This window comes from Nocardioides sp. NPDC051685 (assembly GCF_044453405.1).
Lineage (GTDB): Bacteria > Actinomycetota > Actinomycetes > Propionibacteriales > Nocardioidaceae > Nocardioides.
This window is the reverse complement of sequence record NZ_JBITCR010000001.1, coordinates 1,037,532-1,049,693: the sequence shown is the minus strand read 5'-3', so window position 1 is coordinate 1,049,693 and position 12,162 is coordinate 1,037,532. Positions and strand designations below refer to the sequence as shown.

The following is a 12,162-nucleotide window of genomic DNA, read 5'->3' as shown; positions in this document are numbered from 1 at the left end:
GTTGATAGGCCGGAGGTGTACAGCAGTGATGCCCAGCCGACCGGTACTAATAGGCCGAGGGCTTATCTTTCATAAACCCTCAACAAAAACAACAAACGAAGACCGTCAAGGCTCGCGTCCACAACCAACTGTTGTAACACAGGTTTGGTCACCACCCGGAAACACGGGGAGCGTGATCTCTAGAGTTACGGCGGCCATAGCGAAGGGGAAATACCCGGTCCCATCCCGAACCCGGAAGTCAAGCCCTTCAGCGCCGATGGTACTGCAACCGAGAGGCTGTGGGAGAGTAGGACGCCGCCGGACATAACTTTGCGCAGGGCCACCTCTTCGGAGGTGGCCCTGCTGCCATTTATGCCCATTGCGACGCAGCGTATCGAGCTTGTCGAGATGCGGTGTATCGAGCTTGTCGAGATGATGATCATGGCGATCTCTTCGCGCCACGCCCGGTTGACGTGAGCGGCGTCACGGGGTCCAATGACATAGTTGGGTCCGTATCAACGTCTCGAACTAGGAGTTCCCATGGTCAAGAAGCTGCTCATCGCCGCCCTCATTGCCGCGGGTCTCGGTGTGGCCATCAAGCTGGTCACCAGCCGCTGATCCAGAGCTTCTCCAGTTGCCCGGTGCCCTCGAGGCGCCGGGCAACTGCCATTTGAGCCCTGCGAGGAGTCCGCGCCGGGGGCGCGGATCGGCAAAGCGGCAGGCCCCACTACTTGATCTTGATGCTGGCCAGAGCCCGTTCGTAGACCTTCGGCGCCGCCGTTGTGTCCGGCATGCTCCAGCCCTCGTAGGTCATGGCCAGGACGACGTCCTGGTTCTTGTCGATCACCGTGGCCCACCCGGTTCCGGTGCTCTCATCGACCTTCATGGAGTAGCGGCCGCGGATGGCCGGCCAGCCGTCGATGTTGATGTTCCTGCTGGCCAGTACCTTCCCGCCCATGGCTTCCGCGCCGCCCGCCATGCCCTGCGTCAGGTCGAAGGGGATCCCAGGGTTGAGGTCGAGCACGGTGATCGCCATCCGGTCGCCCGAGTCCAGATCGATCGTGTAGGTGGTCTGAGCCATGTTGTCGTGTTTCTCGACCTCCTTCTCGGGCTGAGGGCCGGGGAAGCTGATCGTGAAGTACTTGGTGTCGAGGGACTCGAGAGTGTCCGCTGGCGACGGCGTCGGACTGGGAGTCGGGGCGTCCGTAGGCGAGGGACTCGCGCGTGCGCTCGGCACCTGACTGGCGGCCTCGGATGGGCCGGTTGGCGCGCCACATGAGGCGAGAAGGCAGGTGCCGGCGACGACGATGGTCGCGACGTGGACAGAGCGCATCGGCTGACTCGAGGTTTCCGTGTGGGCTCGGGCATCTCTCTCCGAGCAGGCGTTCGGGAAAGATAACGCCTGCTCGGAGCCCCTGTCCTGGGAATGCCCGCCGGGACACCCTCGGCGGGCTCGCGCCTCAGCCGAGGAGGTCTGAGATGGAGGTGCGTACCTGGTCGAAGGCGAGCCAGGCGAAGAGCAGGGCGCAGATGATGAGGCCGATGTTGGAGACCCACTTGTTGCGCCACTCCGCGGGGGTGTGGCCCGTGTTGAGCAGCCAGAGCAGAGTGATGGCCAGGAACGGCATGAAGAAGGCGCCCAGCACCCCGTAGATGAGGATCAGCCAAGTGGGCTGGTCGGCGAGCAGCAGCCAGATCATCGGGGGGAAGGTGAGCCAGAGGATGTAGGAGCGGTACCAGATACCGCCGCTCTGCGCCTCGGGCTGGTCCGCCCGACCGCGCAGGGTGCCGACGAAGTCGGCGAACATCAGGCTGACACCGTTCCAGACACCGACGAGCGAGGACATCGCCGCGGCCCAGAAGCCGATCAGGAAGAGCTTGCCGAACCAGTTGCCGTAGCGGTCGGCGAGCACCTTCGACAGGTCGAGCATGCCCTGGTCGCCGGTGCCGATCGCGATGTTGGCCGAGTAGAGCAGCTCCGCGCCCACGATGAGGGTGGCGACCACGAAGACGCCGGTCACGACGTACGCCGTGGTGTTGTCGAGCCGCATCACGCGCATGAAGCTCGGGGTGCTCCAGCCCTTCTCGCGCAGCCAGTAGCCGTAGGCGGCGAGGGTGATCGTGCCGCCGACGCCGCCGGCGACCGAGAGGAGGTTGACCAGCGATCCCTCAGGGATGGTCGGGACCAGGCCGAGCAGGATCTCGGGGAGGTTGGGCAGCGTCACCAAGGCGGCGCCGATCATCGTGACGAACATGATCCCGACCAGCACGGCGAGGAACTTCTCGAAGAGGCCGTAGCGGCCGGTCCACACGATGGCGAGACCGATCAGCCCGGAGACGATGCCCCATACCTTCACCGAGGCGAACGAGAACAGCGCCGCCAGGGCCAAGCCGGTGCCGGCCATCGCCGCGGCGCCGTAGATGAAGCCCCAGATCACGATGTAGGGGCCGAAGTAGATCGTCGTCCAGATGCCCAGGCGCCGCCAGCCCTGGAAGATCGTCTCGCCGGTCGCCAGGCTGTAGCGCCCCGCGCCCTCGACGAGCACGACCTTCAGCACGCAACCGACGACCACCGCCCACAGCAAGGCGTAGCCGTACTTGCTGCCCGCGATGAGGGTCGCGACCAGATCGGCAGCGCCGACACCTGTCGCGGCCACGACGAGGCCGGGACCCAGGATCCGCCAGCGTGGGGTTTGAGACGTCTCTGTCCTCGCTGCTTGTGACATGGGGGACAGGTATACCCCCTTTTAGGTAAGTTCCGCGATCTTTTGCCGGAGGACGGCACGCTCTCGGTCGTTCGTGCACATCGCTGCCGCCCGCTCCAGCTCCGCGTGCGCCTCGACGGTCCGGCCGAGGCGGCGCAGCAGCTCGCCGCGTACGGTCGGGAGGAGGTGGGTGTGGTCGAGCCGCTTGTCCTCCGCGATCCGGTCGACGATCTCCAGGGCGGGCACGGGCCCCTGGGCCATCGCGACGGCGACGGCGCGGTTGAGGTCGACGATCGGGTTCGGCGCGATCCTGCCCAGGGCCTCGTAGAGGACGATGATCCGCTCCCAGTCGGTGGTCTCGACCGAATCGGCGACCGCGTGGGTGGCGGCGATCGCGGCCTGGAGGCCATAGGGGCCGAGGCCACGTGGGGTTGCCTGTTCGAGGGCGGCGAGGCCGCGGCGTACGGCGCCCTGGTCCCATCTGGTGCGGTCCTGGTCCTCGAGCAGGATCGGGTCGCCGGCAGCGTCGGTGCGTGCCGGGAAGCGGGAGGCGGTGAGCTCCATGAGCGCCAGCAGCCCGTACGCCTCCGGCTCGTCCGGCAGCACGCCGATCAGCACGCGCGTCAGTCGGCGTGCCTCGCGGGCGAGGTCGGTGCGGATCAGGTCCTCGCCGGACGTGGCAGTCGAGCCCTCGGTGAAGATCAGGTAGAGGACGTTGAGCACGCCGGCGAGCCGCTGGCGGCGTTCGTCGGGCGCGGGCACCTCGAAGGGCACCTTCGCGGCCGCGATCGTCTTCTTGGCGCGGGTGATCCGGGCCTGGATCGTCGGCACCGGCACCAGGAACGCCCGGGCGATCTCCTCGCTGCTGAGACCGCCGACGACCCTGAGCGTCAGGGCCACCCGGGCCTCCTTGGAGAGCACCGGGTGGCAGGAGACGAACATCAGCGCGAGGACGTCGTCGTCGATCCGCTCGACATCCAGGTCGTCGGCGTACGCCTCGTCCTGGTCGTGGGCGATGGCCTCGTACTTCTCGCGCTGGACGCCGGCGCGGCGGATCGTGTCGATGGCCCGCCGCTTGGCGGTGGTCATCAGCCAGCCGACCGGGTTGGCCGGTTGGCCGTCGCGGGGCCAGGACACCAGCGCCTCGGCGAGCGCCTCCTGGGCTGCGTCCTCGGCGAGGGCGAAGTCGCCGGTGTAGCGCGCGAGCGCGCCGACGATGCGGGCGGACTCGATGCGCCAGATCGCTTCGACGGCGCGCGTCGCGTCACTCATCGGTGTCTCCTCGGTGGTCTCGGTCCTCAGAGCTGCCCGTTCTTGGTCCGCCAGTCGAGCTCCTTCTGGATCCAGGGGTTGTCCTGCGGAAACTCGTCGATCGTCGGCACCCGGCGGACCTCGACGGCGGAGCCGGGGAAGTAGCTGAGCCGCTTGGCCCACTCGACCGCCTCCTCCTTCGAGCCGACCGAGATCAGGTAGAAGCCCCCGAAGAGCTCCTTGGTCTCGCCGTAGGGCCCGTCGGTGACCACCGGCGGCTCATCGGCGTCGGCATAGGTGACAACCGTGTGCTCCTCGGGGTCCAGGCCTTCCATGGCGAGCAGCACGCCCGCCTTGATGAGCTCGTCGTTGAGCTGCCCCATCTTCTCGAGCATCTGCTCGAAGGGGATGGCGGCCATCGCGGCGTTCTGCTTCTCCTCGTCGATGGTGCGCCAGATCAGCATGTACTTCGGCATCTCGGTATCTCCTGTGTCTGTCGGGCCGTCTTGCCGGCCCGTTCACCCCTTGGTCGAACGAGGTCTACGCGGGATCGACAATGCTGCCAAGAATATTTCTGGGGCCTCGGTAGGTTGGGGACGTGAAGATCTCGCTGTGGCCCAACCTCGTCTTCCCCACCGCCGACATCCTCGCCGAGGCGCAGGCCGCCGACCAGGCCGGTTGGTACGGCGTCTGGGTCGCCGACCACTACATGCCCAACACCGGCTCCGATGAGGTCGACGACGGACCGATGCACGAGGTCTGGGGGATCCTGCCGGCGCTGGCCGCGACCACCCAGAACGTACGCATCGGGCCCCTCGTCTCCCCGACGACCATCCACCACCCGGCGCTGCTCGCGAACCGGTCCGCGACGATCGACCACATCGCCAACGGCCGCTTCGTGCTCGGCATGGGCGCCGGCTGGCAGATCAACGAGCACAAGGCGTACGGCTTCGAGCTGCCGGGAGCGAAGGTGCTCGTCGACAGGTTCGAGGAGGCGATCGAGGTCACCCGGTCGCTGCTCGACAAGCCGCGGACGACGTTCGAGGGGACCCACTTCCAACTCACCGACGCCCCGTGCGAACCGAAGCCGGTGGCCTCGCCGCTGCCGATCCTGGTCGGTGCCAAGGGCCCGCGGATGCTGCGGGTCGTCGCCCGGCACGCCGACGAATGGAACACCTGGGGCACGCCCGAGAGCGCGGGCGCGGTGCGGGCCAAGCTCCTGGAGGCGTGCGAGCAGGTCGGCCGTGACCCGTCCACGATCAGGACGACCACCAACCTCATGCTCGATCTCGACGGCGCGAACCCAGGCTTCGCCAGAACGCAGACCGGCTCGGCCGGTGAGCTGCAGGACTTCGTCGGGCGCTACGTCGAGGCCGGATTCGACGAGTTCATCCTGCCGACGTGGAACCTCGGGAAGACCGGTGCCGAGCGGATCGAGCGGGCCGCCCAGCTCAAGGCCGAGGTGCTCGACCCGGCTCTCTAGGCCGGGCGAGGATCGCGCTGTTGATCACGTCGGTCCCGGGGGCGTCGACCTCGGGGTCGGCCTCGGCCACCACGGTCAGGCCGGCCAACGCCGCGGGGCCGACCCGCGGATAGAGCAGCGTACGCAGCCCCCGGGCGCTCCGCGCCAGGACGAGACCACTCGGACCGAGGTGGGTGACCGCCTTGTCGAGCACCGCAGCCTTGGCGGCGTCGTCGGCGCCGACCAGGCCGGCGAGGAGCACGACGTCGACGGGTCGCGGCGGTGTCGCGGCCGCAGCCTCCGCGTGCTCGAAGGTCACGCCGGCGGCGCCCAGGCGCCCGAACGCGGCGGAGGAGAGCCTGATCGCCTCGGCGTCGTGGTCGACGCAGTGCACCGTGATGCCCTGGTCGGCGAGGCAGAGCGCGGTCAGCGGAAGCGGCCCCGAGCCGAGGAGCAGGACGTGTCGTGGTGTGGTGCCCTGGCGGCGTACGGCTTCCAGCTCCATCTCCACCAGGAGCCGGTAGTTCTCGCGGTAGGGGAAGCGGGCGAATGCCTCCACTGGGTCGGGCGCGCGCGAAATCTGGTGGGCCCAGACTCGCTCGAGCGCGTGCTCGCCGGCCGCCGCGACCGCACGGAAGACGGCCGGCGAATGCGACGGCGGCAGTGCCGCCAGCACCGCCTCGGCGGCGGACTCGGGCACGCTCAGCACCGCGGTCACCAACCGGTTGAAGAGGGCGTTGACGACGATGCCGGGTGCCAGGGACTGCTGGTCGAGCAGGTCGTCGAGGGTGGAGACCAGGCGTTCGTCGATGGCTTCGAACGCTCCCGGATTCACAACGGGCAACCCTTCCATATCGGCGGGGGCCGCTGCAGGGAGTTCCATCGAGGAGACCCGCTCCGTGGCACGGATGTTTCTGGGACGATGTAGAACCACGCCGGCCGGCTACGACGTACCCCCGTAAGCACGCCTACGGAAGGCGCCCAGGAGGCGCCGTTGAAAGGGAAGAGTCATGAAGTACGTCATCCTCATCCACTCCAACCCGCAGCCGTGGGGTCACCCCACGGGTGACTTCACCCCCGAGATCCAGTCGCTGCCGCAGGGGGCCAGGGAGAAGCTCAACGCGGCCTTCGAGGGGATCATGGAGGAGCTCTCGGCCAACGGGGAGCTCCTCGGCGGGCAGCCGCTCGCGGACCCGGCCTCGGCCAAGCTCTACCGCTGGGACGCCGGCGAGCCGATCGTCACCGACGGTCCCTACTCCGAGGCCAAGGAGCATCTGGCCGGTTTCTTCCTGATCGACGTCGAGTCCCAGGAGAGAGCCGAAGAGGTCGTACGCAGCTTCAGCGGCCCCGGTGAGACGGTCGAGCTGCGGCCGGTGGCAACCTACTGACATGACGGTGACGGGGGTCGAGGATGTGTGGCGGCAGGAGTCCGCCCACGTCCTCGGCGCCCTGCTGCGGGTCCATCCCGACCTGCCCGACTGCGAGGACGCCGCCCAGGAGGCGCTGATCGCGGCGAGCCGGCAGTGGTCCCGCGACGGCCTGCCGGCAGACCCGCGTGCGTGGCTGATCCGAGTTGCCCACCGGCGGCTGATCGACCAGATGCGCTCGGACGCCGCCCGGACCCGGCGCGAGGTCGCCGACGGAATGGCCCGTCGGCTCGACGAGCCCGACCCGGCGGCGGTGGAGATCGGCTCGGCCTACGACGACTCCCTGCGGTTGATGATGATGTGCGCCCATCCCGCGCTGCGCCGCCCCTCCCAGGTGGCGATCACCTTGCGGTGCGTGGGCGGTCTGACGACGGCGGAGATCGCGGCTGCGTACCTGGTTCCGGAGGCGACCATGGGGCAGCGGCTCAGCCGGGCGCGGGCGACCCTGAAGGACGAGGAGTTCTGCTCGCCGGCGCCCGATGAGCTGCCCGAGCGGATCGCGTGCGTGCTCGACGTCTGCCACCTGATCTTCAACGAGGGCCACACCCGCACCAGCGGCCCGGACCTGCAGGGCATCGAGCTCACCGACGAGGCGATCCGGCTGACCCGGATCGTGCGCGGCGTGCTCCCGGAGCACGACGAGGCCACCGGTCTGCTCGCGCTGATGCTGCTGACCCAGGCTCGCTCGTGCGGGCGCGTCGACCACCTCGGCGACCTGATCCCGCTCAAGGACCAGGACCGCTCGCAGTGGGACCAGGAGCTGATCCGCGAGGGTGTCGCGCTGCTGGAGGAGGTTCTCCCCGAGGGACCGGTGGGCCGCTACCAGCTGCAGGCGGCGATCGCCGCGGTCCATGCCGAGGCGGAGTCGTACGAAGCCACCGACTGGCTCCAGATCAACCTGCTCTACGGGATGCTCGCGCAGGTCGCGCCCTCGCCGGCGGTCACGCTCAACCGGGCCGTCGCCGTGGCGATGAGCCTCGGCCCCGAGCACGGGATCGAGATCGTGCGCGAGCTGCTGGAGCACCCGGCGATGCAGCGGCACCACCGGGCCCATGCGGTGCTGGCGCACCTGCTCGAGCAGTCCGGCGACCTCGCCGCGGCTCGGGAGCACTATGTGCTCGCGGCCCGGCTGACCCAGAGCGTGCCCGAGCAGCGCTATCTGAACCGCCGGGTCGAGGCCCTCGACCACCGCTGACGGCCGCACGGCCGAGGGATCAGAGCTGACGGATCACATCTGCACGGCGCCGTCGATGACGAGGATGATCCCGAAGACGGCGAACAGGGCGGCGGCGCCGTACTTGATCACCTTCTCGGGGAGGTTGCGGCCCAGCAGGGCGCCGACCCCGATCGCGAGCGCATCGGCCACGACCATCCCGACGGTGGAGCCGATCCAGGTGCCGAGCCAGCCCTCCTGGGTGGCCAGGGTGATCGTCGCGAGCATCGTCTTGTCGCCGAGCTCGGCCAGGAAGAACGCGATCCCGACGGCGAAGATCGCCATGCCGCGGCTGTTACGCGCCTTCTTGGCCTCGTCCTCGGTGAGCTCGTCGCCCCGCAGGGTCCAGCCGGCGAAGATCAGAAAGGCGACCCCGGCGACGATGGTGATGTAGTGCTGGTGCTCGGCGAAGGCGTCTCCGATGAGCGCGCCGATGGCGACCGAGGCGAGATGGACGATCGCGGTGGCGGCGGTGATCCCGAGGATCACGTCCCGAGCCCGATAGCGGGTGGCGAAGGTCATCGCCATCAGCTGGCTCTTGTCGCCGAGCTCGGCGACAAAGATGACCGCGGTCGACAGCAGGAAGGCGTACACAGGGTTCCTCTCCGGCACCGGCCGGGGGCATCCGCATGCGGGGTGGACATCCTTCGACCAGCACCGTCACGTAGATATACGGGTGCTTGGTCGAAGGTCTCGTCCGCCACTCTCGTGGCCGATCGCGCCGGGCCCGGGGGCCAGTGTGTCGACGCGACTGTTGAGGACTACTCCCCTTCGTGGTCGTGAGTCTAGGACACGGGCCGAGGTACGTCCCAGTCGCGCGGGCATGGCCTGGGTCACTCCGACTCAATACATGATCTACTGAATTCAGGATCCGATGTACTATCTGTCCATGGTCACCACGACGACGGCTTCCCTGGACGCGCTCGCCCGCTTCGGGCACGCGCTCTCCGACGCCACCCGCGCCCGGATCCTGATGCGGCTACGCGAAGGACCGGCCTACCCGGCGGAGCTGGCGGACTCGCTCGGGGCGACCCGCCAGGCCGTGTCGAACCACCTGGCCTGCCTGCGTGGCTGCGGTCTGGTCGTCGCCGTGCCCGAGGGGCGGCGTACGCGCTATGAGCTGGTCGACCAGCGCGTGGCCCATGCTCTGGCCGACCTCCACGGGCTGGTCCTGATCACCGACAAGGCCGCCTGCGCCGGCGCCGACGAGCTGGAGTGCTGCTGATGGGGCACGGGACACATCAGGCCGAGCTCGTCATCTCCGGTCCGGCGCCCGAGCGGAGGGCGGCGCTCGTACGCCGGGTGCGAATGTTGGTGGGTTTCACCATCGGGTACAACGTGATCGAGGCTGTCGTCGCGCTCGTCGCCGGGGTGGGAGCGGGATCGGCTGCGCTGGTGGGCTTCGGGCTCGACTCGGTGATCGAGGTGGCCTCCGCGATCGCGGTCGCCTGGCAGTTCGCAGGCCGCGACCACGAGCGGCGCGAGCGGGCCGCGTTGCGGGTGATCGCCTGCTCGTTCTTCGCACTCGCCGCCTTCGTGAGCGTCGACGCCATCAGCGCGCTGGTCATGCACCGGGCGGCGGAGCACTCGAACGTCGGTATCGGCATGGCGGTGCTGAGCCTGCTGGTCATGCCGCTGGCTTCATGGGTGCAGCGGCGTACGGGCACCGAGCTCGGCTCGCACTCCGCCGTCGCCGACTCCAAGCAGACGCTCCTGTGCACCTACATGTCGGCCGCGCTCGTGCTCGGTCTGGTGTTGAACAGCCTGCTCGGCTGGTGGTGGGCCGACTCCCTTGCCGCGCTGGCCATCGCGGCCGTCGCGATCCGCGAGGGCGTGAACGCCTGGCGAGGCGAGGTCTGCTGTTCGCCCGCCGAGGCATTCGTCGACAACGGTCGTCCTGACGAGCCCTGTGGCTGTTGCTGACCGGAAACCGCTGCTGGACGTAATCTTTACGGATTCTTCGAAGTTCTCCAGCAAGGATTCGAACCTGGCTACGCTGAGGCCATGGAGGAGGCCGGAGTGCGTGCGGTCCTCTTCGACCTGCAGGACACGCTCGTCCCGAGCGGCCACCGGGCCGAGCACGACGCGGTGGCCAGGGCGATGGGAGTGGATCTCGGTGTCGACCCCGACGCGTTCGCGGCGGCGGTCTCGGCGACGTTCGACGAACGCGTACGTGGCCTGATGGCCGATGTCCACCACACCGTGCGCTATCTGGCCAGGCGGGTCGGCGGGTCACCCACGGAGTCCCAGGTGGAGAGCGCGATCACGCGGCGGCTCAACTACGAGCTGTCTCTGCACGCCGCGACCTGGGCCCTGCCGGCGCTGGAGTCGTTGCGCAAACGAGGCTTCAAGCTCGGCCTCGTCGCCGACTGCTCGGCCGAGACGGTCGCGATCTGGCCGGAGAGCCCCCTCGCCGACCACCTGGATGCCGTCTCCTTCTCCTGCCAGACAGGTGTACGCAAGCCCGACTCGGGCGCCTACCTCGTCGCCGCGGCTGCGCTGGAGGTTCCGACCAGTGAGTGCGTGTATGTCGGTGACGGCGCCGATCACGAGCTGAGTGGCGCCGAGACGGTCGGCATGCGGGCCGTGCGGTTCCGAGCCAAGGCGCTCGAAGAGCCCGACGAAGACCTCGCCTTCGACCTGGATCCGGACTGGACCGGGCCGACGATCAGCGACCTGGGTGAGCTCGTCGGGATGATCGGGGTCCCGATGCCGCGCAAAGGGTCCGAATCGCGGACGTTCGTCTCCGGCAATGTGGTGCCGTGGGGATCGAAGAGATCCAACCGCTGATGTCCAGCCGAGGGCCGATGACCGACCTGTCGGTGGTGCGGGAGGGCTGTCCGGCCCGGGTCAGGGTCCCACTCCTGAGGGGCGATGTCAGCGGAATCAGGGATCCGTTTTGTCTTTCGGTCCGCTCCTCGGCACGGTTCCTGATCGCCATCGGAACGGTGTCCGATATCACACCGGCCATGTTACCTGTCTTTTGACAGATTTCCCTTCCATCTGGCCTGTCGCCACCTCGGCGACATCGCTCCATCAGGCGGCACTGTAGGCGTGAATTCGGTGGCAAATGGTCCTTCACCCCTAGCCAGTTCACGCTGAAAACGGTAAGAATCGATCGACCGACAGGGAAGATTTTTCTCCGACTCCGACCCCACATTTCGGACTCAGGTTTCCAACAGTCATGGTTTGCCCCCGACGCCCTTGACCGACATGCTTACCTGTCAGTCGACAGGTTCATCATGGTTCAAGGAGGACGCGGGTGGCGCTAGCTGCAGACCACAGCACGGACACGGTGCTGAACGCACGGGCAGACGCTCGCGCGCAAGGGGGGCAGGTCAGCGACTGGATGCCGTACCTACCGGCGTCGACGAGCCCGTTCTGTCCGGACGACGTCGACCCGGAGAGCCTGACGTGGGCCGAGACGGTCGCGCCCGGCGGCTACACCCACAAGGTTCTCGCCCGCGGCACGCGGTTCCGGCTCGAGGACCCGACCGGTGAGGCCTGCGCCCACACCCTGGTCTACAACGCGCTCGAGCCGACGGAGCGGCTCAACGTCGCAGACACCCAGAAGATCCCGTGGCAGGCCTACCTCGGCGCCGGCCACCCGCTGCTCTCCGGGGACGGCCGGGTGCTCGCCACGATCCTCGCCGACACCTCGGGCCGTCACGACGCGTTCTGCGGGACGAGCACCGCCGCCTGGAACGCGCTGCGCTACGGCACCGCGCTGCCCGAGGGGCCGGCGCCGGCCGGTCGTGACCTCTTCGTGAAGGCGGCCGCCAAGAACGGGCTCGGGCCGGCCGACGTACCTCCGTCGGTGTCGTTCTTCCAGGGGGTCCGCGTGGCCGAGGACGGGAGCTTCGACTGGTCCGGTTCGTCCGGTGCCGGGACCTCGGTCGAGCTCGTGGCCGAGCTGCCACTGATCGTGCTGATCGCCAACGTCCCGCATCCGCGGGACCCACGTCCGGAGTACATCGTCGGGCCGCTGCGCGTGCACGCCTGGCGTACGCCGGAGACCACCCCGACCACCCCGGCGGACGAGCGTTTCGACGCCTCTCCCGAGGTGCGGCGGGCATATCTGAACACACTCGACTACGCGGAGGCTCGGGGCCTGTGACAACCACG

The 12,162-nt window shown here is 68.5% G+C and carries 13 protein-coding genes and 1 rRNA gene; 8 read left to right on the top strand and 6 right to left on the bottom strand.

Going from position 1 to position 12,162, the window contains the following annotated elements:
- The first annotated feature begins 186 nt into the window (after window positions 1-186).
- A 5S ribosomal RNA gene (gene rrf / locus ACIA03_RS05065) occupies window positions 187-303 on the top strand.
- Window positions 304-706: 403 nt separating this feature from the next.
- On the opposite strand, the gene ACIA03_RS05060 is transcribed toward rrf, so the two are convergent.
- The 4 genes from ACIA03_RS05060 to ACIA03_RS05045 form a co-directional block, all read right to left on the bottom strand.
- The gene (locus tag ACIA03_RS05060; protein WP_396979856.1) at window positions 707-1,060 is read right to left on the bottom strand and encodes a hypothetical protein; all 354 of its coding nucleotides are present in this window, start codon (window positions 1,058-1,060) and stop codon (window positions 707-709) included.
- A 379-nt stretch (window positions 1,061-1,439) separates the two neighbouring features.
- The gene (locus tag ACIA03_RS05055) at window positions 1,440-2,705 is read right to left on the bottom strand and encodes an Nramp family divalent metal transporter (RefSeq protein ID WP_396979854.1); all 1,266 of its coding nucleotides are present in this window, start codon (window positions 2,703-2,705) and stop codon (window positions 1,440-1,442) included.
- Window positions 2,706-2,726: 21 nt separating this feature from the next.
- Entirely contained in the window at window positions 2,727-3,956 is a 1,230-nt protein-coding gene (locus ACIA03_RS05050) for an RNA polymerase sigma factor (RefSeq protein WP_396979852.1), read from the bottom strand.
- 26 nt (window positions 3,957-3,982) lie between these two features.
- Window positions 3,983-4,411, bottom strand: coding sequence for a YciI family protein (locus ACIA03_RS05045; protein WP_396979850.1), 429 nt, complete (start codon window positions 4,409-4,411; stop codon window positions 3,983-3,985).
- Between the two features lie 122 nt (window positions 4,412-4,533).
- Here ACIA03_RS05045 and ACIA03_RS05040 point away from each other — a divergent pair, with 122 nt between their 5' ends.
- Window positions 4,534-5,418 (top strand): LLM class flavin-dependent oxidoreductase, encoded by an 885-nt coding sequence (locus ACIA03_RS05040; RefSeq protein ID WP_396979848.1) that lies wholly within the window; start codon window positions 4,534-4,536, stop codon window positions 5,416-5,418.
- Here the strand turns inward: ACIA03_RS05040 and ACIA03_RS05035 are convergent.
- Entirely contained in the window at window positions 5,387-6,232 is an 846-nt protein-coding gene (locus ACIA03_RS05035) for a nicotianamine synthase family protein (protein ID WP_396979846.1), read from the bottom strand. The two genes, ACIA03_RS05040 and ACIA03_RS05035, sit on opposite strands and share 32 nt — an antisense overlap.
- A gap of 175 nt (window positions 6,233-6,407) precedes the next feature.
- On the opposite strand from ACIA03_RS05035, the gene ACIA03_RS05030 reads away from it, so the two are divergent.
- The gene (locus ACIA03_RS05030) at window positions 6,408-6,785 is read left to right on the top strand and encodes a YciI family protein (RefSeq protein ID WP_396979844.1); all 378 of its coding nucleotides are present in this window, start codon (window positions 6,408-6,410) and stop codon (window positions 6,783-6,785) included.
- A 1-nt stretch (window position 6,786) separates the two neighbouring features.
- Window positions 6,787-8,019 carry an RNA polymerase sigma factor gene (locus tag ACIA03_RS05025; RefSeq protein ID WP_396979842.1) on the top strand — a complete coding sequence of 411 codons (1,233 nt, stop codon included), beginning with the start codon at window positions 6,787-6,789 and terminating at the stop codon, window positions 8,017-8,019.
- A 33-nt stretch (window positions 8,020-8,052) separates the two neighbouring features.
- On the opposite strand, the gene ACIA03_RS05020 is transcribed toward ACIA03_RS05025, so the two are convergent.
- Entirely contained in the window at window positions 8,053-8,631 is a 579-nt protein-coding gene (locus ACIA03_RS05020) for a TMEM165/GDT1 family protein (protein WP_396979840.1), read from the bottom strand.
- A 295-nt stretch (window positions 8,632-8,926) separates the two neighbouring features.
- Between ACIA03_RS05020 and ACIA03_RS05015 the strand changes: the two genes are divergently transcribed.
- The 4 genes from ACIA03_RS05015 (at window position 8,927) to ACIA03_RS05000 (ending at window position 12,154) form a co-directional block, all read left to right on the top strand.
- Window positions 8,927-9,262, top strand: a complete 336-nt coding sequence (locus ACIA03_RS05015; RefSeq protein ID WP_396979838.1) for an ArsR/SmtB family transcription factor — start codon at window positions 8,927-8,929, stop codon at window positions 9,260-9,262.
- Window positions 9,262-9,960: a cation transporter gene (locus tag ACIA03_RS05010; protein ID WP_396979836.1), complete on the top strand. Its 699-nt coding sequence runs from the start codon at window positions 9,262-9,264 to the stop codon at window positions 9,958-9,960. The genes ACIA03_RS05015 and ACIA03_RS05010 overlap by 1 nt, the downstream gene beginning before the upstream one ends.
- An 81-nt stretch (window positions 9,961-10,041) precedes the next feature.
- Window positions 10,042-10,827 (top strand): HAD family hydrolase, encoded by a 786-nt coding sequence (locus ACIA03_RS05005; protein WP_396979834.1) that lies wholly within the window; start codon window positions 10,042-10,044, stop codon window positions 10,825-10,827.
- A 472-nt stretch (window positions 10,828-11,299) separates the two neighbouring features.
- On the top strand, window positions 11,300-12,154 hold the full coding sequence (locus ACIA03_RS05000; RefSeq protein ID WP_396979832.1) for an urea amidolyase associated protein UAAP1: 855 nt from the start codon (window positions 11,300-11,302) through the stop codon (window positions 12,152-12,154).
- Window positions 12,155-12,162: the final 8 nt, after the last annotated feature.

Bases quoted from the DNA above. Each gene is read 5' to 3' on its own strand.
- ACIA03_RS05060 (WP_396979856.1), bottom strand. From the start codon at position 1,060: ATGGCTCAGACCACCTACACGATCGATCTGGACTCGGGCGACCGGATG.
- ACIA03_RS05055 (WP_396979854.1), bottom strand. From the start codon at position 2,705: ATGTCACAAGCAGCGAGGACAGAGACGTCTCAAACCCCACGCTGGCGG.
- ACIA03_RS05050 (WP_396979852.1), bottom strand. From the start codon at position 3,956: ATGAGTGACGCGACGCGCGCCGTCGAAGCGATCTGGCGCATCGAGTCC.
- ACIA03_RS05045 (WP_396979850.1), bottom strand. From the start codon at position 4,411: ATGCCGAAGTACATGCTGATCTGGCGCACCATCGACGAGGAGAAGCAG.
- ACIA03_RS05030 (WP_396979844.1), top strand. From the start codon at position 6,408: ATGAAGTACGTCATCCTCATCCACTCCAACCCGCAGCCGTGGGGTCAC.
- ACIA03_RS05025 (WP_396979842.1), top strand. From the start codon at position 6,787: ATGACGGTGACGGGGGTCGAGGATGTGTGGCGGCAGGAGTCCGCCCAC.
- ACIA03_RS05015 (WP_396979838.1), top strand. From the start codon at position 8,927: ATGGTCACCACGACGACGGCTTCCCTGGACGCGCTCGCCCGCTTCGGG.
- ACIA03_RS05010 (WP_396979836.1), top strand. From the start codon at position 9,262: ATGGGGCACGGGACACATCAGGCCGAGCTCGTCATCTCCGGTCCGGCG.
- ACIA03_RS05005 (WP_396979834.1), top strand. From the start codon at position 10,042: ATGGAGGAGGCCGGAGTGCGTGCGGTCCTCTTCGACCTGCAGGACACG.